The organism is Streptomyces sp. NBC_01006, assembly GCF_045162725.1.
Classification (GTDB): Bacteria; Actinomycetota; Actinomycetes; order Streptomycetales; family Streptomycetaceae; genus Streptomyces.
In genome coordinates, this window is the sequence record NZ_CP108700.1 from 2812175 (window position 1) to 2835661 (window position 23487).

At 71.3% G+C, this 23487-nt stretch carries 23 protein-coding genes; 8 read left to right on the forward strand and 15 right to left on the reverse strand.

Translation table 11 applies throughout. The features are described from left to right. Positions 1-29: 29 nt before the first annotated feature. On the forward strand, positions 30-233 hold the full coding sequence (locus tag OG509_RS12755; protein WP_030160452.1) for a zinc ribbon domain-containing protein: 204 nt from the start codon (positions 30-32) through the stop codon (positions 231-233). An 18-nt stretch (positions 234-251) separates the two neighbouring features. On the opposite strand, the gene OG509_RS12760 is transcribed toward OG509_RS12755, so the two are convergent. Genes OG509_RS12760 through OG509_RS12775 form a run of 4 tightly spaced genes read right to left on the reverse strand, consistent with a single transcriptional unit; the run spans position 252 to position 5456 of the window. Then, on the reverse strand, positions 252-911 hold the full coding sequence (locus tag OG509_RS12760) for an O-methyltransferase (RefSeq protein WP_406182579.1): 660 nt from the start codon (positions 909-911) through the stop codon (positions 252-254). After that, positions 908-1762, reverse strand: a complete 855-nt coding sequence (locus tag OG509_RS12765; protein WP_406182581.1) for an HAD family hydrolase — start codon at positions 1760-1762, stop codon at positions 908-910. Before OG509_RS12765 ends, OG509_RS12760 begins: the two co-directional genes overlap by 4 nt. Continuing rightward, complete coding sequence (locus tag OG509_RS12770) at positions 1759-4248, reverse strand: phosphoribosyltransferase (RefSeq protein ID WP_406187562.1); 2490 nt, start codon at positions 4246-4248, stop codon at positions 1759-1761. Before OG509_RS12770 ends, OG509_RS12765 begins: the two co-directional genes overlap by 4 nt. Positions 4249-4289: 41 nt before the next feature. Continuing rightward, a complete protein-coding gene (locus tag OG509_RS12775) occupies positions 4290-5456 on the reverse strand; it encodes an HpcH/HpaI aldolase/citrate lyase family protein (RefSeq protein WP_385590558.1) in 1167 nt (388 codons plus the stop codon). Between the two features lie 194 nt (positions 5457-5650). Between OG509_RS12775 and OG509_RS12780 the strand changes: the two genes are divergently transcribed. Continuing rightward, positions 5651-6433 carry a TerD family protein gene (locus OG509_RS12780; RefSeq protein ID WP_406182583.1) on the forward strand — a complete coding sequence of 261 codons (783 nt, stop codon included), beginning with the start codon at positions 5651-5653 and terminating at the stop codon, positions 6431-6433. 80 nt (positions 6434-6513) lie between these two features. Here OG509_RS12780 and OG509_RS12785 read toward each other — a convergent pair whose 3' ends face one another. The 6 genes from OG509_RS12785 to OG509_RS12810 all read right to left on the reverse strand — a co-directional run bounded on the left by OG509_RS12785 (position 6514) and on the right by OG509_RS12810 (position 11064). Beyond that, positions 6514-7254, reverse strand: a complete 741-nt coding sequence (locus OG509_RS12785) for a Tellurium resistance (RefSeq protein ID WP_406182585.1) — start codon at positions 7252-7254, stop codon at positions 6514-6516. A 118-nt stretch (positions 7255-7372) separates the two neighbouring features. Further along, positions 7373-8488: a DUF475 domain-containing protein gene (locus OG509_RS12790; protein WP_385590556.1), complete on the reverse strand. Its 1116-nt coding sequence runs from the start codon at positions 8486-8488 to the stop codon at positions 7373-7375. Positions 8489-8513: 25 nt separating this feature from the next. After that, positions 8514-9089, reverse strand: coding sequence for a TerD family protein (locus OG509_RS12795; protein WP_053688414.1), 576 nt, complete (start codon positions 9087-9089; stop codon positions 8514-8516). A gap of 167 nt (positions 9090-9256) precedes the next feature. Continuing rightward, positions 9257-9832: a TerD family protein gene (locus OG509_RS12800; RefSeq protein ID WP_385004974.1), complete on the reverse strand. Its 576-nt coding sequence runs from the start codon at positions 9830-9832 to the stop codon at positions 9257-9259. 196 nt (positions 9833-10028) lie between these two features. Then, positions 10029-10487: a peroxiredoxin gene (locus tag OG509_RS12805; protein ID WP_385591766.1), complete on the reverse strand. Its 459-nt coding sequence runs from the start codon at positions 10485-10487 to the stop codon at positions 10029-10031. A gap of 151 nt (positions 10488-10638) precedes the next feature. Continuing rightward, complete coding sequence (locus OG509_RS12810) at positions 10639-11064, reverse strand: DUF3052 domain-containing protein (protein ID WP_383342461.1); 426 nt, start codon at positions 11062-11064, stop codon at positions 10639-10641. Between the two features lie 445 nt (positions 11065-11509). On the opposite strand from OG509_RS12810, the gene aceE reads away from it, so the two are divergent. Together aceE and OG509_RS12820 are read left to right on the forward strand one after the other, a co-directional pair. Continuing rightward, the gene (gene aceE, locus OG509_RS12815; RefSeq protein ID WP_406182588.1) at positions 11510-14242 is read left to right on the forward strand and encodes a pyruvate dehydrogenase (acetyl-transferring), homodimeric type; all 2733 of its coding nucleotides are present in this window, start codon (positions 11510-11512) and stop codon (positions 14240-14242) included. Between the two features lie 81 nt (positions 14243-14323). Continuing rightward, the gene (locus tag OG509_RS12820) at positions 14324-15151 is read left to right on the forward strand and encodes a potassium channel family protein (RefSeq protein ID WP_406182589.1); all 828 of its coding nucleotides are present in this window, start codon (positions 14324-14326) and stop codon (positions 15149-15151) included. Here the strand turns inward: OG509_RS12820 and OG509_RS12825 are convergent. Both OG509_RS12825 and OG509_RS12830 read right to left on the reverse strand, forming a co-directional pair. After that, the gene (locus OG509_RS12825) at positions 15132-15533 is read right to left on the reverse strand and encodes a peptidase inhibitor family I36 protein (protein WP_406182591.1); all 402 of its coding nucleotides are present in this window, start codon (positions 15531-15533) and stop codon (positions 15132-15134) included. The two genes, OG509_RS12820 and OG509_RS12825, sit on opposite strands and share 20 nt — an antisense overlap. Before the next feature lie 210 nt (positions 15534-15743). After that, positions 15744-17336: an MFS transporter gene (locus tag OG509_RS12830; RefSeq protein ID WP_406182593.1), complete on the reverse strand. Its 1593-nt coding sequence runs from the start codon at positions 17334-17336 to the stop codon at positions 15744-15746. A gap of 141 nt (positions 17337-17477) precedes the next feature. Here OG509_RS12830 and OG509_RS12835 point away from each other — a divergent pair, with 141 nt between their 5' ends. The 3 genes from OG509_RS12835 to OG509_RS12845 all read left to right on the forward strand — a co-directional run bounded on the left by OG509_RS12835 (position 17478) and on the right by OG509_RS12845 (position 20376). Next, positions 17478-18128 carry a TetR/AcrR family transcriptional regulator gene (locus tag OG509_RS12835; RefSeq protein ID WP_406182595.1) on the forward strand — a complete coding sequence of 217 codons (651 nt, stop codon included), beginning with the start codon at positions 17478-17480 and terminating at the stop codon, positions 18126-18128. A gap of 84 nt (positions 18129-18212) precedes the next feature. Next, positions 18213-19448: an alpha/beta hydrolase gene (locus tag OG509_RS12840; RefSeq protein WP_406182597.1), complete on the forward strand. Its 1236-nt coding sequence runs from the start codon at positions 18213-18215 to the stop codon at positions 19446-19448. 67 nt (positions 19449-19515) lie between these two features. Further along, positions 19516-20376 carry a DUF4429 domain-containing protein gene (locus OG509_RS12845; RefSeq protein ID WP_406182599.1) on the forward strand — a complete coding sequence of 287 codons (861 nt, stop codon included), beginning with the start codon at positions 19516-19518 and terminating at the stop codon, positions 20374-20376. A 61-nt stretch (positions 20377-20437) separates the two neighbouring features. On the opposite strand, the gene OG509_RS12850 is transcribed toward OG509_RS12845, so the two are convergent. Continuing rightward, complete coding sequence (locus OG509_RS12850; RefSeq protein WP_406182601.1) at positions 20438-21457, reverse strand: aldo/keto reductase; 1020 nt, start codon at positions 21455-21457, stop codon at positions 20438-20440. After that, on the reverse strand, positions 21454-21849 hold the full coding sequence (locus OG509_RS12855; protein ID WP_406182603.1) for a MerR family transcriptional regulator: 396 nt from the start codon (positions 21847-21849) through the stop codon (positions 21454-21456). The genes OG509_RS12850 and OG509_RS12855 overlap by 4 nt, the downstream gene beginning before the upstream one ends. Before the next feature lie 70 nt (positions 21850-21919). Between OG509_RS12855 and OG509_RS12860 the strand changes: the two genes are divergently transcribed. Continuing rightward, positions 21920-22738, forward strand: a complete 819-nt coding sequence (locus OG509_RS12860; RefSeq protein WP_406187563.1) for a serine hydrolase domain-containing protein — start codon at positions 21920-21922, stop codon at positions 22736-22738. Positions 22739-22762: 24 nt separating this feature from the next. On the opposite strand, the gene OG509_RS12865 is transcribed toward OG509_RS12860, so the two are convergent. Next, positions 22763-23416, reverse strand: coding sequence for a pirin family protein (locus OG509_RS12865; protein WP_406182604.1), 654 nt, complete (start codon positions 23414-23416; stop codon positions 22763-22765). Positions 23417-23487: the final 71 nt, after the last annotated feature.

Here is a 23487-nt window from a genome sequence, read left to right on the forward strand (position 1 = left end):
GCCCCGCCCGGCGTGGGTAGCCTGGGGCCATGCCTCGTTATGAATTCCGCTGCCGGACCTGCGAAGACACCTTCGAGGTCAGCCGGCCCATGGCCGAGTCGTCCGCTCCCGCCGACTGCCCGGCCGGCCACGCCGACACCGTGAAGCTGCTCTCCGCCGTCGCCGTGGGCGGGACCAGCAGCGCCCCCGCCCCGTCCGGCGGGGGCTGCTGCGGTGGTGGAGGCTGCTGCTAAGCGCCTACCGCGTGGCGCCTAGCGCTTGCGCGACAGGGTGAGGCCGTCCGAGATCGCCAGCAGGACCGATTCCATGCGGGTGTCCGCCGCGACGTGCTCGTTGTACGCGCGGACTCCCGCCGCCGAGCCCGTCGCGGACTCGTCCAGGACCCTGCCGTGGAACAGCGTGTTGTCCGTGACGATCAGCCCACCCGGGCGCAGCCGCGGAACGAGCTCCTCCCAGTACGCGATCTGGCTTTCCTTGTCCGCGTCCACGTAGGCCATGTCGATGTGCGGCTCCTGCGGCATGGCGCGCAGCGTGTCCAGCGCCGGGGCGATCCGCAGGTCGATCCGGTCGGCGACGCCCGCCTCCTTCCAGGCCTCGCGCCCGTACGCCGTCCACTCCTCCGAGACGTCGCACGCGACGAGCACGCCGTCCGCCGGCAGGGCCTGGGCCATCGACAGGGTCGAGAAGCCGGTGAAGGTGCCGACCTCGACGATGTGCCGGGCCCCGGTCAGCCGGACCAGGAAGGCCAGCAGCGGCCCCTGCTCCTCCGCGGACTGCATGCCGGCGACGTCCGGGAACTTCTCGTACGTCGTCGCCACCAGCCCCCGCTGGACCGTGTCCAGCGGAGGGTTGTGGTCGAGCACGTAGCGGTACAACTCATCGGTGATCTTGGTGCTGTTGCCCTTGGTCATGCGCCCAGTGTGCCGACATCGCCGGCCGGCCTGACACCCTCCCGGGCCACCGTCTCCGCGAAGGCCCGCACGATCTCCTCCCCCGCCAGCACGCCCGCCGCCGCCAGGGCCGTGACCGTCGGCGCCGTCCAGCCCGCGTCGGCCAGCTCCCCGTGCCCCGGCCGCCAGGCCGCGTCCGCCGCCAGCAGCAGGTCCGCGTCCAGCAGGGAGTCGCCGGCGGCGAGGGTCGTGGTCGCGCCCGTACGGCGGGCCACCTCGCGCATCGCCGCGCTCTTCGTCAGCGGACGCGGCACGGCGTAGATCTTGCGGCCCTGCAGGGAGACCGTCCAGCCGCGCCCTTCGGCCCACTCCGCCAGCGTCTTGACCCACTCCGGCGGCACCAGGTCGCGTTCGACGACCAGGTACGCGAACAGGTCCTCCGCGATCCGTGCCTTGCGCAGCCACGCCGGGTCCGCCGTCGCCAGCAGGTGCGCGTGCACCTCCTCCAGCGGAGCGCACTCCTGCGCCAGCCGCGCCGCCACCTCGCGCCGCCAGTCCCGGTCCGGGACCCCGTCCACCAGCAGCTGCCCGCCGTTGGCGCAGATCGCGTACGGCGCCGGGCGCCCGGGGAAGCGGATGCGCTGGTACTGCTTGCGCGTACGGGTCGTCGTCGGTACGAAGACCACCGCGGGATCGGCCGTCAGCCCGGCCAGCAGCTCCGCCGCCGTCTCCGTCATGTACGACAGCGGCTTGCTCTCGTGCACCTCGACGCACAGCAGCCGCGGGGCCACCGGGTCGGGCATGGTCAGGCCGAGCGCGGCCGCCGAGTAGATGAGCGTGCGGTCGAGATCACTGGCTACCAGGACAGTCACTTGGAGGTCACGGCCTTTCCGTCGGCGCCGGTCGCGCCACGCGTGAAGCGGGGGTGGATGAGTCCTACGCAGGTGTAGGGCAGCCCGTCGACCTCTTCCACCGGCACGCCCCGCTGCTCGGCGAGCAGCCGTACGTGGTCCAGGTCCGCCCCGGCGCCGCGCTGCGCCAGGATCTTCCACGGCACGCGCCGCAGCAGCACCCGCGTCGTCTCACCGACGCCGGGCTTGACCAGGTTCACGTCGTGGATGCCGTACTCCTCGCTGATCCGCTCGACCGCCGCCCAGCCCTCCCAGGTGGGCGTGCGGTCGGCGGCGAGGAGTTCCTTGACCTCGGCGTCGACGGCCTCGGCCACCTCTTCGAAGTGGGCGGCGACGGTGTCGATGAAGCCGGTGGAGACATCGGCTCCGGCGAGCTCGCGGTAGAACTTCGCGCCGTGGAAGTCGGCGGGCCCGACCAGGTCGGACCTGAGGACCGTACGCGATATCAGTCCGGAAACGGTGGAATTGAGGCAGGCGGAGGGGATCAGGAAGTCCTCGCGGGTGCCGTACGTGGACACGCAGGAACCGGGGTCGGCGAGGACCACGATCTCCGGGTCGAAGCCCGGGCCCCCTGCTTCCCGATGGGCCTCCAGCGCCGCCGCGAGCTCCCGCGTGATGGCCCCCTTGCCCGTCCAGCCGTCCACGAAGACGATGTCGGCGGGGTCGTGGTGGGCGGCCAGCCAGCGCAGGGCGTTGGGGTCGATGCCGCGGCCGCGCACGATGGAGACGGCGTAGTGCGGCACGTCCAGGCCGTGCCGGGCCCGGGCCCAGCGGCGCATCAGGACACCGACGGGGGTGCCGGCGCGGGCCAGCGAGACGAGGACCGGGGAGGGGGACCGCTCGGCGAGGACGGTCTCGGTGACCGTGCCGACGGCCCGGGCGATACGGGCGGCGGACGCGGTCAGCGCGCTCCGGTAGAGCTCCTGGTACTGGGGGGACGGCTGGTACTCGACGGGCAGCGACTCGGCGTAGTGCGCGCCGCCCGCCTGGATGGCCTCCTCGCGCTCCTCGGTCGGGGCCTCCAGCGCCGCGCCGGAGAGGTCCTGGAGCAGCCAGCCGCAGTCCTCCGGGGCGTACGAGGAGAAGGCGGGTCCGCGGAGCGGCTCGGACAGGATCGGCTCGGGCATGATCGGCTCCCGCCGGTCGGAGGAAACGCCACGGGAAAGGGCGGGGACGTACGAGGGGACGAGCGCGAGCAGGACCCGGCCGGCGTGCGGGGCCAGGCGCGCGAGGAGCCCGTCGGGGCCGTGCAGTGCACCGGTGTCCCCGTGGCTGTCGACGACGGCGACGACGGTGTCGAAGCCGGCGTCCGCGACGTTGTAGGCGTACCGGTCGCCGGGCCCGTCGGCGGGGCTGTCGTGGGCGGGGAAGACGAGCCGGGAGCGGATGGCGTAGCCGGGGTCGTCGACGGCGAGCACGGGCGAGCGGGTGGTGGTCGAGAAGCGGACCTCGGCCGCGGCCCCGGATTCCTCCAGGGCCCGCGCGAGGCGCAGCGGCGCGTACATCAGCTCCTCGTTGCCGAGTACGAGGACCCGCCCGGGCTCGGCTCCGAGCGCGTCGGCGAGCTGCCGGGCCAGCGCGGGCAGGGCCGCTTCGAGCCGGGCGCGGTGCTCGGGGGTGAACCCGTGCCGGCCGCCGTCCGGGACCCCGGCGGGCCACTCCAGCACGACCCGCCCGACGGGGGCGGAAGCCCCGGCGGGAGCGCCGGGAGCCGGAGCGCCCGCGCCCTGGCGCTCGTGCTCCTCGACCAGTGCCTGTCCCTTGGCCAGGACCCCCTCGGGGAGGTGCACCGTCCCGGAGGCGAGCGCGATCAGGTCGACGCGCGCGCCGATCTCGGCGGCGAAGGCGGTGAGCCGCTCGCGGTCGGCCGGGGAGCGCATGTCGACGAGGGCGACGACCACGTAGTGCCCGCGGGGGTGACGGGCGTGCAGGTCGCGGATGGTGTTCAGGACCGTGTTGCCGGTGGAGAACTCGTCGTCGACGAGGACCAGCGGTCCGCTGCCGGCCAGCAGCTTCGGGTCCTGCGGCAGCAGCAGGTGCGAGGTGGCGTGCGAGTGGGCCTCCTCGAACCCGCCGGCGGGCTCGACCCCCGGCACCGGGCGGCGGGTGGAGTGCAGGTAGGGGGCGGCTCCGAGGCCGTCGGCCACGCAGTGCCCGAGCCCGGTCGCCGTCTCGGCGTACCCGAGGACCACCGCGGCGGCGGCCTCGTCGCCCAGCAGGGCCCGGACCCGCTCGCCGAGCCCGTGCCCGGCGGCGTACACGGCCCGCGGGGACTGCGGGACGTGCTTGCCCAGCACCTGCGAGACGAGCAGGTGGGCCCGCTTCGGGTTGCGCCGCAGGGCCAGCCCGAGCAGTTCGTCCAGCCGTGGCGAGCCCGGGTCGCCCGCCTCCTCCAGGCGTACGCCCAGCCGCTCGGCCACCCAGGTTCCCGACCACACCGCGTCGATCGTCTTGCCCTTTTCCGTAGTCGCCGCCGGCACGGGTCCGCTCACAGCTGGAGCCCGGCCGTGAGGAGGTCGACGAAGCCGACCTCCTCCTTCGCCACACCGAAGACCTCGGCGCGCAGCATGGTGCGCTCGGCCCAGGCCCGGTGGGGCTTCACTTCGTTCATCTTGTTCGTGTAGGCGGAGCGCATGACTCCGCCGCCGCCGCGCTCGGGGCGCAGGATGTCCTGGGCGTCACTGAACTCCTCGTGGGAGACCACCGACAGCGCGTGGACGGGCGTGACGTGGGCGGGGTGGATGCAGGTCTTGCCGAGGAGTCCGTTGGCCCGGTCGAGTTCGATCTCGCGCAGGAGCCCGTCGAGGTCGTGCTCGATGAGGGTGGTGCGCAGTTCCTCGGCGCCTTCCTGGAGGAAGGGGCTGCGGCGCAGCTGGGGCTTGAAGAGGCGCTGCTGGTTGCGGAAGTACTCCCAGACGGGTCCGGTCACGGTGAAGCCGGTGCCGTCGGCGCGGCTGAGCACGTTCACCACGTCGGCGATGACTCCGGCGACGATCTGCACGTCGTAGGCGGTCATGTCGGGGGTGCGGCGCAGTCCGTAGACCGAGCAGAAGTCGGTGACGCCGAGGCGCAGGGCCAGGACGCGGTCGCGGTACCGGTTGACGGTGCGAGAGATGCCGGCGAGGGCTTCGACGCGGGTTTCGAGGTGGAGGAGGTCGGGGGTCTCCAGGACGGGCATGGCGTACAGCGGCTGCTGTCCGCCGGCTGCCTCGGCCTGGGCGACGGCGTCGAGGAAGGCGGTTCCGCGGCTCTCGGTGAATTTGGGGAGTACGAATCCGGCCAGTCTGCGGGCGGAGCCGCCGAGGCGGTGCACGAGGTCGGGTATCTGCTCGGGGGTGCGGACCCGGATGAAGAGGAGCGGGAGCTCCCCGCCGTCGGCGTCGAGGGCGGCGAACTGGCGGACGAGGTTGTCCTCGGCGTCGGCGACCTCGGCGTCGCTGATCGAATCCTCCAGGCAGAGGACCATGGAGACGACTCCGCGGGCGGCCTGCTTGTGGACGTCCCCGGCGAGGTTCGGGCGGGTGGCGGGGCTGTAGAGGGTGGCTCCGAGGGCGGCGGCGAGGATGCGGGCGGGGGAGGCGGCGGTGAACTCGGCCGGCTCCTGGTGGAAGAGGTCCTTACGGACAGTGGGCGATATGTGCCCGAAGTGACGCATGTGCTTCCCCCGTACTGCCTCGGCGGCCCCAGTGGCGTGGCCGGTAATAGTACGTACGAACGTGAGTCAAGAGTTCCTCAAGCACATGAAGTTCAGGTAACCCTCTTGCACAATGCCCAGGTCTTTCGTTCGCGACAAGGCCCTGCGGGGGGCCGCGTTGTTCCGCGCCGCCCCGGGAGGGCAGGATGACGGGCATGACGCACGCGATGCAGAAGGGCTCGAACATCCCGGTGACCGCCGTGGCGGTCCGGGCGGTGCTGCGCTGGACCGGCGGCCCCGAGGTGCCGGACGTCGACGCCTCGGCGCTGCTCGTGGGCCCGGACGGGCGCGTGCGCTCGGACGAGGACTTCGTGTTCTACAACCAGCCCCGGCACCCCTCGGGGGCCGTCTGGCGGCTCGGCAAGAAGCAGCTCGGCGACGGGATCACCGACGCCGTGCAGGCGGACCTGCGCGCGGTGCCGCCGGTGGTGGACCGGATCCTGGTGGTGGCCTCCGCCGAGGACGTGCCGTTCCAGCAGGTCCATGACCTGCGGATCCTGCTGTACGACGCCACGGCGACCGGCGGCACCGAGCCGCTGGCCTTCTTCGACGTGCGCCCCGAGACCGGCGCCGAGACGGCCCTGATCTGCGGGGAGCTGTACCGCCGCGGCGACGGGTGGAAGTTCCGCGCGCTGGGCGAGGGCTACTCGAACGGCCTCGTCGGGCTGGCGACCGACCACGGGATCTCCGTGGACGAGAACGCCGCCGAGGCCGGGTCCGGAGCCGCCCCCGCCGCCGGGCCGGCCGGCGAGCAGACGGCCCAGATGCGCCCGCCGGGCCCGCAGCAGGCACCGCAGGCGCCGGTGACGCAGGCCCCGCCGCCCGTGCAGCCGGCGTACGGGTACCCGCAGCCGGTGTCCCCCGCCCCGGTGCCGGCCCCGGGCGGCGACCCGACGTTCCGGCTGCCGGTGCAGGGCCCGCAGTTCCTCCGCCGCTGACGCGCCGTGCCTGACCGGGACCGCCGGGGCCCACCGGGGAGCCACCCGGGAGGACCCGCCGGGGACCCGCCCGGTCCCGGTCAGGCCTTGGTGCTCTTGTAGCCCCGCCCCCACTGCAGGCCCCACCCGTACAGCCGGTCCAGCTCGGCCTGGAACCCGTACACGAACTTCACCTCGCGCCGCACGATCAGCTCGCCCTTGACGTGCTCCATGGACAGCACCGCGCAGGAGCGGGCCTGCGGCTGCCGCTCCTCCAGCGGGATCTCGATCCGCGGCCCGGTGATCGGGTAGAGGGTGATCATGGCGTGCGTCCGGTCGAAGGCCGGGGTCTGGTCGTAGATGTAGACGAACACCAGCAGCCGCTTGATCTCGTCGGCGTGGTCGAGGTTGACGAAGACCGTCTCCCCCGACGGCGCCCCGAACCGGTCGTCGCCGCTGAGCTTCACGTACGGCGGGCTGTTGATGTCCCCGTGGAGGTTGCCCAGCGGCTGGACGACGCCCCGGGTCCCGTCGGCCAGCTCGTAGAGGCAGCCGAGGTCGAGGTCGACGTTGACCATGCCCTGGGTGTGCGCCTGCACCATCTCGGGCTTGAACAGCTTGAACGGGTGGCGCAGGAACCGGCCGCCCTCACCCCCGCCGCGGCCGCCGATGTCCGAGCTGCGCATGCGCCAGGACAGGTTGACCCGCAGGTTCCCGTGGACGGCCCCCTGTTTGGTGAGCGACACCGTCGGATGCCGCTTGGTCAGCTCGATCGCGGCCGAGGCACTGCCCGAGTCGAACTGCAGGGCGCGGCTGCCCCTGATCCCGTCGAAGAATCCCATTTCCCCTGTCCCCCCTCAGTCTGTGTAGGCGGGGCGGCCTACGCGGACGGGGCGGCCCGGCAGTCCGCAGACCAGCCCGGCCGCCCCGCAGTTGGAGCGTTCCGCATTAGCGCCGTGATCATGCCTCGGCGGTGGAACCCTCCAGTTCCAGGCGCTTGTTGCGGCGCACCGAGGACCAGAAGGACCAGGCGATGAGCAGCACGCCGACGAGGCCCGTGATGACCTCGTGGATCTCGTACTGGATGGTGACGAGCAGGATCACGGCGAGCGCGCCGATGGCGTAGTGCGCGCCGTGCTCCAGGTAGACGTAGTCGTCGAGGGTGCCCTGGCGGACCAGGTAGACCGTGAGCGACCGGACGTACATGGCGCCGATGCCGAGGCCGAGGGCCATCAGCACGATGTCGTTGGTGATGGCGAAGGCGCCGATGACCCCGTCGAAGGAGAAGGAGGCGTCGAGGACTTCGAGGTAGAGGAACATGAAGAAGGCGGCCTTGCCTGCCATGGCGACGGCCGAGACGGGCTTGCCGCTCTTCTTGGCCGCTTCCTCGGCTTCGTGCTCGGCCTCTTCCTCTTCTTCGAGGCGGTTCTCGAAGTAGCCGGAGAGACCACCGACGATCATGTAAGTGATCAGGCCGGCGATGCCGGAGACCAGGACGGTCTGCGCCTTGTCCACGTGGGCGCCGCCGTGCTGGTGGGCGTTGGCGGCGAAGGTCACGGACGTGATCAGCAGGACGATCAGCGCGATGCACGCCGAGAGCATGTCGATCTTGCCGAGCTTGGCGAGCGGCCGCTCCAGCCATGCGAGCCACTTGATGTCCCGGTCCTCGAAGATGAAGTCGAGGAAGATCATCAGAAGGAACATGCCGCCGAAGGCCGCGATCGCCGGGTGGGCGTCCGTGACCAGCTGCTGGTACATGTCCTTGTCGTTCAGCGCCAGATCGACGGCCTCGATGGGCCCGATACCGGCGGTGACCGCGACGATCACGACGGGGAAGACCAGGCGCATGCCGAACACGGCGATGAGCACACCGACGGTGAGGAAGATCTTCTGCCAGAAGGCATTCATCTTCTTCAGGATTCCGGCGTTGACCACCGCGTTGTCGAAGGACAGCGAGATCTCAAGGATGGACAGGATCGCGACGATCCCGAGTCCGGTCATTCCCCCGTAGAACCCCGCTGCGACCAGACCGAGCGCAGTGACTGCGAACGACCAGCCGAAGGTTTTGAGAACCACTGGCACCCCATCGTCTTGTACGGCTTTACGAAACGTTGACCCCGAAGTCTAGAGCGATGCCCCGGAGCCCCGACGCGTACCCCTGCCCCACCGCTCGGAACTTCCATTCGCCGCCGTACCGGTAGACCTCGCCGAAGATCATCGCGGTTTCGCTGGAGGCGTCCTCGGTGAGGTCGTAGCGGGCCAGTTCCTGGCCGTCCGATTCGTTGACCACGCGGATGAAGGCGTTGCTGACCTGGCCGAAGCTCTGCCGGCGGGCCTCCGCCTCGTGGATCGAGACCGGGAAGACGATCTTGTCGACCTCGACCGGGACCTTGGTCAGGTCGATGATGATCGATTCGTCGTCGCCCTCACCCTCGCCGGTGAGGTTGTCCCCCGTGTGTTCTACGGAGCCCTCGGGGCTCTTCAGGTTGTTGTAGAAGACGAAGTACGCGTCCCCCAGGACCCGGCCGTCGCGGCACAGCAGCGCGCTGGCGTCGAGGTCGAAATCGGCCCCCGTGGTCGAGCGCGCGTCCCATCCGAGACCGACCAGGACCCGGGTGAGGTTCGGTGCGGCCTTGGAAAGGGAGACGTTGCCCCCCTTGGCGAGTGTGACGCCCATGTTGTGGTCCTCCCCGGACGACGTGGTGATCGCGGCGCGCCCCGCATGGCGGGCGGCCGGTGAAACTCGGCGGTGCATCTCGGCGGCGCACCGCCGCAAAGCGCGTCCGGCGCCGTACACAACAGTGCACGGCGCCGGACGGGTGGTGACTGCTGGCAGGCTCAGGCTCAGACGTTGACGCCGAAGTCCTGGGCGATGCCGCGCAGGCCGGAGGCGTAGCCCTGGCCGATGGCGCGGAACTTCCACTCCGCTCCGTTGCGGTACAGCTCGCCGAAGACCATGGCGGTCTCGGTCGAGGCGTCCTCGGAGAGGTCGTAGCGGGCGAGCTCGCTGTTGTCGGCCTGGTTCACGACGCGGATGTACGCGTTGCGGACCTGGCCGAAGCTCTGCTGGCGGCTCTCGGCCTCGTAGATCGAGACCGGGAAGACGATCTTGGCGACATCGGACGGGACACCGACCAGGTTCACCTTGATCGCCTCGTCGTCGCCCTCGCCCTCACCGGTGGTGTTGTCACCGGTGTGCTCGACCGAGCCGTCCGGGCTCTTCAGGTTGTTGAAGAACACGAAGTTCGAGTCGTTGGCGACCTTGCCCTGGTCGTTGGTCAGGATCGCGCTGGCGTCGAGGTCGAAGTCGACACCGGTGGTGGTGCGAGCGTCCCAGCCCAGACCGACGATGACCGCCGTCAGATTCGGCGCGGCCTTGGTCAGCGAGACGTTTCCGCCCTTGCTGAGGCTGACTCCCACGGGTCCTCCATTGGGTTCATGTGTGGGGCGGTGCCCCGTCGTGCGGTTTCTACCGGGATCAACGCTTCGATCCTAGTGACGGGTTCCCGCCTGTCGGCGTCTTTCCCGGTGAACAGTTCCCGGAACCCGCCCGAAGTGCGGCGATTGTGCGACGGCCCGACGGGTCCGAGGTCTCTCGGAGGTGCTCCGAGGGTTCTCAGAGGCTGTCGAGGGCCTTGATGTACTCGTTCAGGTCACGCGCGTCGGGCAGGCCGTTGACGACGGTCCAGCGCACGACGCCGTCCTTGTCGATGATGAAGGTGCCGCGGACCGCGCAGCCCTTCTGCTCGTCGAAGACCCCGTACGCGCGGGAGGTCTCGCCGTGCGGCCAGAAGTCCGAGAGCAGCGGGTAGTCCAGGTTCTCCTGCTCGCCGAAGACGCGCAGGGTCGGCACGGAGTCGTTGGAGACCGCGAGGAGCTGGACGTCGTCGTTCTGGAACCGCGGCAGCTGGTCGCGCAGCTCGCACAGCTCGCCGGTGCAGACACCGGTGAAGGCGAACGGGTAGAAGAGCAGCACCACGGCCTTCTCGCCGCGGAAGTCGGAGAGCCGCACGGTGGCGCCGTGGTTGTCCTTGAGCTCGAAGTCCGGGGCCTTGCTGCCGACCTCGATCGCCATCTCTCGCATCCCTTCGTTCCTGCATCCCTGTGTTGGGCTGTCCGGGTGAGACCCAGCGTAGGCCGGTCCCCGGCGCCGAACGCGCACACCCCGCCGACCGCGGGAAATCCGGGTCGGCGGGGTGTGCGTCCGCTTGGCTGCGAGTTACGGCTCAGCGCTTGGCCTTGGCGGCCTTCGGCGTCACCAGCTTGGTGGAGGTCCACTCCTTGCCGACGGGCAGGCCCTTGGCAAGCGAGAGGCCGGCCGTTTCGGCCGCCTCGCTGATGTCGCTGGCCTCGACGTAGCCGTCACGGCCCGTCTTGGGGGTCAGCAGCAGGATCAGTGCGCCGTCCTCGACCAGCTCGGTCGCATCGACCAGGGCGTCCGTCAGATCGCCGTCCTCGTCGCGGAACCACAACAGCACCGCGTCGGCGACGTCGTCGTAGTCCTCGTCGGCGAGATCGCTGACGAGCTTCTCGACGGCGTCACGGAATTCCTGATCGACGTCGTCGTCGTAGCCGATCTCCTGGACCACCTGTTCGGACTGGAAACCCAGCCGGGCGGCCAGGCTCTCCGCGTGGTCCGCGGTCGCGCTCACGGGGTGCCTCCTGCTCATGTTCGGTGAATGTCTTCGGCGGCGCGCGTACGCGCAGCATTGGGCGTAGTCCACACGGGCGCGGCGGATCGCGCAAGTACCCGGCCGCCGAGACCGTCGAAACGGTGACGATTACGGCCGTCTCGCCGCAACTTTCAGCCTTCCCGTGTGCACGTCTGGTGATTCATCCCACACCATTCAAGCTCATTCGGCATCATCGGCGACGCTCGGCGGCTTTCCTACCTGTTTGAGGGACGAACGGTCTTACGAACCAGCTGATCGTCTTGGGCGTAGGGTGGCGATCGGCCGGACCTGACGCTCACGGCGCCCGAATCTCCGCGGACTCCAGTGATTACCCAGTGGTACGGGTGACGATTCGGACCGAGCGTAAGACGATGGGAGGCGGCGAAACCCCATGGCACGACTCCCCTGACAGCGAAGGAACAGCGTGGCTTCCGCATCCGATCGCAATCCGATCATCATTGGCGGCCTGCCGAGCCAGGTCCCGGACTTCGATCCGGAGGAGACGCAGGAGTGGCTCGACTCCCTGGACGCAGCCGTCGACGAGCGGGGCCGTGAGCGCGCCCGCTACCTGATGCTGCGGCTGATCGAGCGGGCCCGCGAGAAGCGCGTGGCCGTGCCCGAGATGCGCAGCACGGACTACGTCAACACGATCGCGACCAAGGACGAGCCGTTCTTCCCCGGCAACGAGGAGATCGAGCGCAAGGTCCTGAACGCCACCCGGTGGAACGCGGCCGTCATGGTCTCGCGCGCCCAGCGTCCCGGGATCGGCGTCGGCGGCCACATCGCCACGTTCGCCTCCTCCGCCTCCCTCTACGACGTGGGCTTCAACCACTTCTTCCGGGGCAAGGACGAGGGCGACGGCGGCGACCAGATCTTCTTCCAGGGCCACGCCTCGCCCGGTGTCTACGCGCGCGCCTACCTCCTGGACCGGCTCTCCGAGCAGCAGCTCGACGCGTTCCGGCAGGAGAAGTCGAAGGCCCCGTACGGCCTCTCCAGCTACCCGCACCCGCGGCTGATGCCGGACTTCTGGGAGTTCCCGACCGTCTCGATGGGCCTCGGCCCGATCGGCGCGATCTACCAGGCCCGGATGAACCGGTACATGGAGGCGCGCGGGATCGCCGACACCTCGAAGTCACACGTTTGGGCGTATCTCGGCGACGGCGAGATGGACGAGCCGGAGTCGCTCGGTCAGCTGTCGATCGCCGCCCGCGAGGGCCTGGACAACCTGACCTTCGTCGTGAACTGCAACCTGCAGCGGCTCGACGGCCCGGTGCGCGGCAACGGCAAGATCATCCAGGAGCTGGAGTCGCAGTTCCGCGGCGCCGGCTGGAACGTCATCAAGCTGATCTGGGACCGCTCCTGGGACCCGCTGCTGGCGCAGGACCGCGACGGCATCCTGGTCAACAAGATGAACTCGACGCCGGACGGCCAGTTCCAGACGTACGCGACCGAGACCGGCGCCTACATCCGCGACCACTTCTTCGGTGACGACCAGCGGCTGCGGGCGATGGTCGAGAACATGAGCGACCAGCAGCTGCTGCACCTGGGCCGCGGCGGCCACGACCACAAGAAGATCTACGCGGCGTACGCGGCGGCCAAGGCGCACAAGGGCCAGCCGACGGTGATCCTGGCGCAGACGGTCAAGGGCTGGACGCTCGGCCCGAACTTCGAGGGCCGCAACGCGACGCACCAGATGAAGAAGCTGACGGTCGACGACCTCAAGCGCTTCCGCGACCGCCTGCACATCCCGATCACGGACGCGCAGCTGGAGGGCGGCGCCCCGCCGTACTACCACCCGGGCCCCGGTTCGCCGGAGATCCAGTACATGCACGACCGCCGCAGCTCGCTGGGCGGCTACGTGCCGACCCGCGTGGTGCGTGCGAAGCCGCTGCAGCTGCCGGACGAGAAGACGTACGCGGCCGCCAAGAAGGGCTCGGGCCAGCAGTCGATCGCCACGACGATGGCGTTCGTGCGCATCCTGAAGGACCTGATGCGGGACAAGGAGATCGGCAGGCGGTTCGTGCTGATCGCCCCGGACGAGTACCGCACGTTCGGCATGGACGCGTTCTTCCCGAGCGCCAAGATCTACAACCCGCTGGGCCAGCAGTACGAGGCGGTCGACCGCGACCTGCTGCTCGCGTACAAGGAGTCCCCGACCGGCCAGATGCTGCACGACGGCATCTCGGAGGCGGGCTGCACGGCCTCGCTGATCGCCGCGGGTTCGGCGTACGCGACCCACGGCGAGCCGCTGATCCCGGTCTACGTCTTCTACTCGATGTTCGGTTTCCAGCGCACGGGTGACCAGTTCTGGCAGATGGCCGACCAACTGGCGCGCGGTTTCGTCCTGGGTGCGACCGCCGGCCGGACCACCCTGACGGGTGAGGGCCTGCAGCACGCCGACGGTCACTCCCAGCTGCTGGCGTCGACCAACCCGGGCTGTGTGGCGTACGACCCGGCGTACGGGTACGAGATCGCGCACATCGTCCAGGACGGCCTGCGCCGCATGTACGGGCCCGAGGCCGAGGACGTCTTCTACTACCTGACCGTCTACAACGAGCCGATCCAGCACCCGGCCGAGCCGGCCGGCGTGGACGTGGACGGCATCCTCAAGGGCATCCACCGGGTGTCCGCGGGCTCGGCGGGCTCCATCGGGGCGCAGATCATGGCCTCGGGCGTGGCGGTGCCGTGGGCGCTGGAGGCCCAGCGGATCCTGGCCGCGGAGTGGAACGTCCGGGCGGACGTCTGGTCGGCGACCTCCTGGAACGAGCTGCGCCGCGAGGCCGTCGCAGTGGAGGAGCACAACCTGCTCCACCCGGAGGAGGAGCAGCGCGTCCCGTACGTGACGCGGAAGCTGTCGGGCGGCGAGGGACCGTTCGTGGCGGTCTCGGACTGGATGCGGTCCGTCCCGGACCAGATCTCGCGGTGGGTGCCCGGCGCGTACACCTCGCTGGGTGCGGACGGCTTCGGCTTCGCGGACACGCGCGGCGCGGCCCGGCGCTTCTTCCACATCGACGCGCAGTCGGTGGTGCTGGCGGTGCTGACCGAGCTGGCCAAGGAGGGCAAGATCGACCGTTCCGCGCTGAAGCAGGCGGTGGACCGGTACCGGCTGCTGGACGTCTCGGCGGCCGACCCGGGCGCGGCGGGCGGCGACGCGTAGCCTGCGCGGACAGGCGTCGAGGCGGGTCCCCGGCAGTGCCGGGGGCCCGCTTCGCTTTACCAGTTCCTTACGATGCTCCGTATGAAGGAACCCTCCCGCCAGCTGCGCTGGGAGCGGCGGAGCCAGACCCCGCTGCTCGTGCTCGCAGCGGCCTTCACCGTCGCCTATGCCGTGCCGATCGTCGTGCCCGACGCGGATGCGGACGTGCACCGGGCGTGCTCGGTCACCGAGTGGGTGGTGTGGGGGGCCTTCGCCGCCGATTACCTGATGCGGCTGGGCCTGTCGACGGCCAAGAAGGCGTTCGTCCGGACCCACTGGCTGGACCTGGGCGCGGTGCTGCTGCCGATGCTCCAGCCGCTGCGGCTGCTGCGGCTGGTGTCCACGCTGCTGCTGGTGGGCCGGCGGGCCCGGATGGCCCCGCAGATCCGGCTGACCACGTACGTGGCGGGGGCGGTGGTCGGGCTGCTGATGTTCGGCTCGCTCGCCGTGCTGAGCGTGGAGCGGGACGCCCCGAACGGCAACATCAAGAACCTGGGCGACGCTGTGTGGTGGAGCTTCACCACGATGACGACCGTCGGGTACGGGGACCACTCCCCCACCACCGGGCTCGGCCGGGTGCTCGCGGTGGGGCTGATGCTGTCGGGGATCGCGCTGCTGGGTGTGGTGACCGCCAACATCGCGGCCTGGTTCATCTCCCGGTTCGAACGCGACGACCGGGTGGAGCGGGCGCAGACCGCCGCGATCGCCGAACTGGCCGCGGAGGTACGGGCGCTGCGCGCCGAGATCGGGCGCCTCGGCGGGGCGGCCGCCCCGGGCGCCGGGGCCGCTCCGGATACCGGGGCCGACGTACCGGCCCAGGTGCCCGAAGCGGCCCCGGCGGTGGATGCCGCTACCGCTCCCACACCTTGAAGGCCCTGACCAGGTAGGGGGATTCGGGCAGCCGGACCCCGTCGCCGGGATACGTCTGGAACTCGCCGGTCTCCGCGCACTCGGCCGACTGGTAGGTGGTCACCGGCCGCCCGGTGCGGTTGACCAGTGACTGGGCGCTGGTCCCGGCGGGCAGCGCCGTACAGCTGTTGATGTCCAGGGTGCTCAGCTCGTAGGCGTTGCGGGTGCCCGTGAACTCCGGCTTCGCCCACAGGCACAGCTGCCCGGTGGCGCAGACGGGTGCCTTGCCCGGCGGCGGGCCCGCGGCGTGTGCGGCGCTCGCCGTACTCGGGACGAGCGCGGCGAGGGCCAGGACGGTCGCGGCCAGGACGGTGGTGGACCGTGCGGGTGAACTCGTACGCATGACGGGTCAACTCCTTGTGGACGACGCCATCCCGGACCGGTTCCGGAGCGCCTCGGGCACCACGCTGACCTGCGAGGACGGTCGGGCGGAAGGGGCCGGGGGCCGGTCCACCCGGATAGGCGACAGCCCCGCCGGAACCGTCCGGCGGGGCTGTCGTACGTCCGCGGTTGACGCCCGCGCGGGGGCGTCGCAGTCTCGGGGACCGGCCGGCTAGATGTGCGCCGCGCCCGCCCCCGCGGCGGCGTTCTCGCCGCGCTTGGTGAAGCAGGCGACGACCGCGGCGAGCACCGCGACGCAGCCGGCGACGGTGAAGGCGGTGCTCATGCCGTCGACGAACGTGTCGTGCGCGACCTTGGTGATCGTCGCAACGGCCTCGGCCGGGGTCCCCGGCTGGACCGGGGCGATACCGACCTGGACCCCCTTCTCGGCGAGGTCGAGCTGCTCCGGGGTGAGCGCGGGCAGGTTCGCCTGCGCCCAGTTGTCCCCGAACGAGTTGCCGACGGTGGTGGCCATGACCGCGCCGAGGACGGCGGTGCCCAGGCTGCCGCCGACCTGCATGGCGGCCTGCTGGAGCCCGCCCGCCACGCCGGAGAGCTCCAGCGGGGCGTTGCCGACGATGACCTCGGTGGCGCCGACCATGACGGGCGCGAGTCCGACACCGAGGAGGGCGAACCAGAGCGACATCTGCAGGGTGCCGGTGCCCGGGGTCAGTGCGGACATCCCGAAGCAGGCGACGGCGGTCGCGACCATGCCCGTGACCAGCGGGATCCGCGGGCCGACGGCGGTGATCGCGGCGCCGGCCAGCGGCGAGCCGATGATCATCATGCCGGTCAGCGGCAACAGGTGCAGGCCGCTGTCGACGGGGCTCATGCCGTGCACGTTCTGCAGGTAGAAGGTGACGAAGAACAGGCCGCCCATGAAGGCGAAGGCCATCAGCACCATGAGCACGGTGCCCGCGGACAGCGGCAGCGAGCGGAACATGCCGAGCGGGATCAGCGGCTCGGAGACCTTCGACTCCCAGACGGCGAAGAGCACGAAGCAGACCACGGAGCCGATGAGGAAGAGCATGGTCCGGGTGTCGCCCCAGCCCCACTCCGAGGCCTTGATCAGCGCCCAGATCAGCGAGAACATCGCGACCGACAGCAGCAGGATGCCGACGGCGTCGAAGGACTTCGGGGCGTTCTCGGCCCGGTGGTCGAGCAGGATGAACAGGCCGAAGGCCAGGGCGACGATGCCGACGGGCACGTTGATGAAGAAGACGGACTGCCAGCTGACGTTCTCCACCAGCAGGCCGCCCACGATGGGCCCGGCGGCCGTCGAGGCGCCGATGACCATGCCCCAGATGCCGATCGCCATGTTGAGCTTCTCGGCGGGGAAGGTGGCGCGCAGCAGGCCCAGCGCCGCGGGCATCAGCAGTGCGCCGAACAGGCCCTGCGCCACGCGGAAGGCGATGACGTACCGGACGCCGGAGGAGAGGCCGATCGCGGCGGAGGCCGCGGCGAACCCGGCGATGCCTATGAGGAAGGTCTGGCGGTGGCCGAAGCGGTCGCCGAGCTTTCCGGCGGTGATCAGCGAGACGGCGAGGGCGAGCAGGTAGCCGTTGGTGATCCACTGGACGTCGGCGAGCGAGGCGCCGAGGTCCTTCTGGATCGCGGGGTTGGCGACGGCGACGATCGTGCCGTCAAGGGTGACCATCATGACGCCGATCGCCACGGCGAAGAGGGTCAGCCAGGGGTGGCCGCGCAAACCGGTGCGGGCCGGAGCCGGACCCGATTCCTTGGCGAGGGTGATCTGACTAGTCATGCGAACAGGCTAGTGACAGCGACTGACACTTCACAAACGGCTTAACGAGACAGTGGCTGTCAGGTCGGTCACAGGTACCCTGACCGCTCACTCAGCGTCAGATTCAGCAGGTTGAGCCTGTGGAAAGGACACCCCTCGGTGATGACCGACGAGCGGCCGGCGCCGCTACCGGCGCCCGGACTGCGCGAACGCAAGAAGCGGCGCACCCGGGACGCGCTGCTGCGCGCCGCCCTCCTCCTCTTCGTCGCGCAGGGGTACGAGCACACCACCGTCGACGAGATCGCCGACGCCGTGGACGTCTCCCAGCGCACCTTCTTCCGGTACTTCGCCAACAAGGAGGAGGTCGCCTTCGCCGTCCAGGACCTGGTCGAGTCGCACTTCGTCGCCGCGCTGCGCGCCCGGCCGCCCGCCGAGGGCCCGCTCGAAGCCCTGCGCGGCGCGCTGCTCCGCGCCTGGGACACCCTCGACGAGGCGCTCTCCGAGGTGGTGCCGGTCGACCTGTACATGCGTACGTACCAGCTCATCGAGTCGACCCCGGCGCTGCTGGCCGTGCACCTGCGCCGCTCCACCGAGCTGGAGGAGCGGATCGCCCGGCTGATCGCCGAGCGCGAGGGCCTGGACGTGGACGCGGATCCGCGGCCCCGGGTGGTGGTCGCCGCCTTCTCCGGGGTGATGAGGGTCACCGGGCGGCTGTGGGGGCAGGGCGAGGACGCCAGCGTGGCCTCGATCCGGCGGATGACCGAGGCCTGCCTTGACCAGATCGGCCCGGCGCTGGCCGCGGACTGGCGCTGAACACCCGTACGGGCTCGCACGGTCGGCCGTGAACCCGGTCACCCTGGGCGCCGTGGCCGGATCCGGTCTCCTACGCTGGTCCCAGTGAACCTGCCCGGCCTCGCCCACTCCACCGCCATCGGCGCCGACCCGCGCCCCGCCGCCCTGCGCACCCTGCTCGCGCTCGCGGTGGTCTTCATCATGCTGGCGACCACCGGCTGGACCGCGGTGCACCGCCCCGACGCGGGCACCACCCTGCGGACCACCGCCCTCGCCTCCTGGGCCTCGGCCCGGATCGACGGGCGCCCTGTGCCGGCCGCCGACGCCCCCGTACGGACGGTGGCCCGGTTCTTCGCCGGCCTCGACGGATCCCAGCGGGCCCGGCTGGCCGAGGGGTACCCCCTGGTCGTCGGCAACCTCGACGGAGCGCCCGCCGCGCTGCGCTACCGGGCCAACCTGCGCGGCCTGGAGCTGGCCCAGCGGGCGGAGGAGGCCCGCAGCCGGGACGTCAGCCTGACCCCGGCCGACCGCACCACGGCCGGCCGGCGCGCCCACCGCTTCGAGTCCCTGGCCGAGCCGGGCCGCCAGATCCTCGCCTTCGACCCGACCGGCGGCGGCCGGGTCGCCGAGGTGTTCGGCGACCTCGACCAGGCGGACCGGATCTCGGTGGTCGTCCCCGGCGTCGACACCGACGTGCTCACGTTCGAGCGCACCCAGCGCCGCCTCATCGCGCCCGCCGGCATGGCCCGGTCGCTGTACGAGGCCCAGCGCGCGCAGGCTCCCGGCAGCCGGACCGCGGTGATCGCCTGGGCCGGCTACACCGCGCCGACCGGGGTCGGCATGGACGCGGCCACCGGCCGGATGGCGGTGGACGGAGCCGTACGGCTGGAGTCCCTGGCGGCGGGACTGCCCGGGGACGCGAGCGTGGCGCTGTTCTGCCACAGCTACGGCTCGGTGGTGTGCGGGGTCGCCGCGCACGCGCTGCCGGAGTCGGTGACGGACGTGGTGGTGGCGGGCAGCCCGGGGATGCGCGCGGGGTCGGTGTCCGACCTGCACACCTCGGCCCGGGTGTGGGCCACGCGGGACGCCGGGGACTGGATCGCGGACGTACCGCACCTGGAGGTCGGCGGGGTCGGCCACGGGGCGGACCCGGTGTCGCCGGAGTTCGGATCGCGGGTGCTGTCCTCGGCCGGTGCGAAGCTCCATACCGGCTATTTCGAGCCAGGCACCGGATCCCTGGACAACTTCGCCAAAATCGGAACCGGCGCGTTCGATTCCGTCACGTGCGCGACCGGCGACGATGCGTGCCGGCGTGGAATTTCCGGGACAGACGGGGACTGACACGCGTAGAGCCCTGGAAAACGGGCTTCGCACCGAGGGGGGACGCACGGGGGTGCGTCCCTTTACCATGTGCCGCATGGGTGACGTACTGGCCGGAAATCATGCCGTCTGGGAGTTCGACTCGGACTCGGTGCTCATCCGCTTCGCACGGGGGATAAGAACGCCGAGGACGCCGAGACTCCTGCACGCCCTCGGGGAGCGGCGCATCCCCTTCGAGGCGTTGGCGGGGGTGAGCGTGAGCGCGACCGGATCCGGGGGGAGACGGGACGCGGTGGTCCTGCGTGCCGTGCCGCGGACGGGCGCGGATCCGCTGATGGAGGCCGCCGCCGGGCAGCTGCGGGAGGTCTGCGATCCGTACCGGCTGGTGCTGCCGGGCGACCGGGCCGGACAGGCAGCCGAGTTCGCGGACGCCGTACGGGCCCGGCTGGGCCCGGAGGCCGCCGAGCCGGCGGAGCGCTTCCTGGTCCAGGTGCCGCAGCCGCCGCTGCAGCTGAAGGCGTACGACGCGCGGCTCGGCTTCGACGGCTCGGCGGTCACCTTCCACTGGTCGCGGACGGGGGCCACGAGCACCAAGTGGAAGGCGGGCGACCAGCGTTACCCGCTGACCACGCTGACCGGCATCGAGTGGAAGTCCCCGGAGGGTCCGGGCGGCCACCTGCGGCTGCTGTTGCGGGACGCGACGGCCGACCCGCGGCCCGACCACGACCTGGCGGCCGCGGTGTTCGCCGTCGGGTACGGGTCGGTGCACGAGTCGCTGCCGTTCGCGGCGGCCGTCCTCGCCGCCCTGCGCGGCCGCGCCCCGGTGGCCTCGGTTCCGGCGGCCCGTACGGACGAACGCCTGCACCACCTGGGCGAGTTGTACAGCGCGGGCCTGCTGACGGACGCCGAGTACGCGGCGCTGCGCGACCGCTTCGCCGCCGAAGCCTGACCCGCGGCCGCGCCGCCGCCGGGAGGCCCCCCGGCGGCGGCGCGGCCGGACACCGGACGACCTAGCCCTCGCGGCCCGCGGACGTCCAGGTCATGTCCGGGTAGCGGTCGCCGGAGACCTGGGCGGCGATCGGCTCCAGCAGCGCCAGCTCCGCCGGCGTCAGCGTGATCCGGGTCGCGGCGGTGTTCTCCGCGAGGCGGCCGGTCTTGCGGGTGCCCGGGATCGGGACCACGGTCAGCCCGTGCACCTGCGCCCGCTGCTGCACCCAGGCCAGCGCGATCTGCGCCGGGGTCGCCCCGTGCGCCTGCGCGATCTCCCGCACCGGCGCCAGCAGCGCCGCGTTGGCCTTGGCGTTGTCACCCGTGAACCGGGGCTGGAAGCGGCGGAAGTCCGCCGCCGACAGGTCCGCCGCCGCGTCCGCGAACGAGCCGGTCAGGAAGCCGCGCCCGAGCGGGGAATACGGCACGAAGGCCACGCCCAGCTCCGCCGCCGCGCCCACCGCGGTGCGCTCCACGTCCCGGCTGAACAGCGACCACTCCGACTGGAGCGCCGCGATCGGGTGCACCGCGTACGCCTCGCGCAGTTCGGGGCCGGTGACCTCGCTGAGCCCCAGGTGGCGCACCTTGCCCTCCTGCACCAGCTCGGCCATCGTGCCCACCGACTCGGCGAACGGCACGGCCGGGTCGCGCCGGTGCATGTAGTAGAGGTCGATCACATCGGTCCCGAGCCGGCGCAGGCTGTCCTCCACGGCCTTGCGGATGTACGCGCGGTCGTTGCGGATGCCCCGGTGCTGCGGGTCGTCGGTGCGCTCGATGCCGAACTTGGTGGCGAGGGTGATCTCGTCCCGGTGCTCGGCCACGAACGGCGCGATGAACTTCTCGTTGGCGCCGCGCCCGTAGCTGTCGGCGGTGTCGAAGAGGGTGACCCCGGTGGCCAGGGCCGCCTCCAGGGTGTCACGGGCCCGCGCCTCGTCGGTCTCCCCGTAGAACTCGCTCATGCCCATGCAGCCGAGGCCCTGGATGCCCACCAGCGGGCCTCCCTTGCCGAGTTCGACCTGCTCGATGGTGGTGTTCTGCGTCATTGTCGTGTCGCCTTCCCCGCGGTCGTGCCCGTTGCATACATGTCGATCTTGAAGTCCAGTACGGCGAGCGCGTCGTTCAGCTCCGCTATCCGCGCACGCACCTCGCGCCGCGTCTGCTCCAGCAGTTCGCGCCGCTGGTCGACGGTGTGCTCGCCCTCGCGCACGAGTTCGGCGTAGCGGACCATGTCGGCCACCGACATCCCGGTGGCGCGCAGCTTGCCCACGAAGGCCAGCCAATGGAGGTCCTTGTCGGTGAACCGGCGCTGTCCCGAGTGGGAGCGGTCCACGTGCGGCATCAGGCCGATCCGTTCGTACCAGCGCAGCGTGTGCTGGGTCAGACCGGTCCGGGCCTCGACCTCGCTGATCGTGTACCGCGTCTCCGTCAGGCTCATGACGACCACGCTAAAACCTTGGAGTGCACTCCAAGCAAGTAGGCTCGGCCGCATGGAGAGCGTGGAGACCCTGCAGAGTCTGCGGACCATCGAAAACTGGCCGGTACCGACCGCCGCGGCGGCCGTGGTGCGTGCCGACGGGAGCCTGGCCGGCTCCCACGGGCCCCTGGACCACCGCTTCGCGCTGGCCTCGGTGACCAAGCCGCTTGCCGCCTACGCCGCACTCGTCGCGTACGAGGAGGGGGCGATCGAGCTGGACGAGCCGGCCGGGCCCGAGGGTTCGACGGTCCGTCACCTGCTCGCGCACACCAGCGGGCTGGCGTTCGACGAGCACCGCGCGATGGCCGCACCCGGTACGCGCCGGCTGTACTCGAACGCCGGTTTCGAGGTGCTCGGCGACCACATCACGAAGGCCACGGGCATCCCGTTCGCGGAGTACGTGCACCAGGCGGTGTTCGAGCCGCTCGGCATGGCGTCGACCACGCTGGAGGGCTCGCCCGCCAAGGACGGGGTCTCGACGGTCTCCGACCTCGTCCGGTTCGCGGCCGAGCTCCAGGCGCCGCGGCTGCTGGACGTACGGACGGTCGCGGAGGCCACCTCCGTGGTCCACCCGGGGCTCAAGGGGGTGCTCCCGGGGTACGGGATCCAGTCCCCCAACGACTGGGGGCTCGGCCTGGAGATCCGCGACGGCAAGTCCCCGCACTGGACGGGCGCCTCGTCCTCGCCGCGCACCTTCGGCCACTTCGGGCAGGCCGGCACCTTCCTGTGGGTGGATCCGGACGCCCGCGCCGCGTGCGTGGCGCTGGCCGACCGCGCCTTCGGCCCGTGGGCCGTTCAGGCCTGGCCCCCGTTCACCGACGCGGTCCTCGCGGAGCTCGCCGGCCGGTAGGCCGGTAGGCCCGAAAGGCACGGCCTACGGCAGCTCCCAGATCAGCAGTTCGCCCGGGGATCCGGCCACGATCTCCAGGCCCTGTTCCCCGGTGATCCGCGCCGCGTCCCCGGGGCCGAGCTCCTCCCCGTCCAGCCGCAGGTCCCCGCGTACCACGTGCAGGTAGATCCGCTCCGCCGCCGGTACGGCCACCCGCTCGCCCGCGCCGGGCCGGCGCACGTGCAGGACGGCGCCGGCCGCGGGGATCTCGTACGGGGCGCCGTCGGCGATCTGCCGGACCAGCGCGTACGAGGGCTCCCCGCCCGCGGCCAGCGGCGCGAGCCAAATCTGCACGAAGCGCAGCGGCGCCGCGCCGTCGTTGCGCTCGATGTGCCGGGCGCCGGATCCGGCGGCCAGGTGCTGCACGTCACCGGGTCGGACCACGGTGCTCTCGCCCGTGCTGCCCTTGTGCGTGAGCTCGCCCTCGACGACCCAGGTGACGATCTCGGTGTTGCCGTGCGGGTGCTCGTCGAAGCCGGCGCCCGGGGCGAGCCTCTCCTCGTTGCAGGCCAGGACCGGGCCGAAGCGCAGATTGTCCGGATCGTAGTGCGGGCCGAACGAGAAGGCGTGCGCGGTGGTGATCCCGGCGTCCGGATCCCCTCCTGCGTACCGGTCGGCCCCGCGGCGTACGTCAATCATGGAAGTCACCGTAGCCCCCCGGTGGAGGAGCGCCGCGGGACCGGACTCCGCGCCGCCGCCCCGATAAGGCA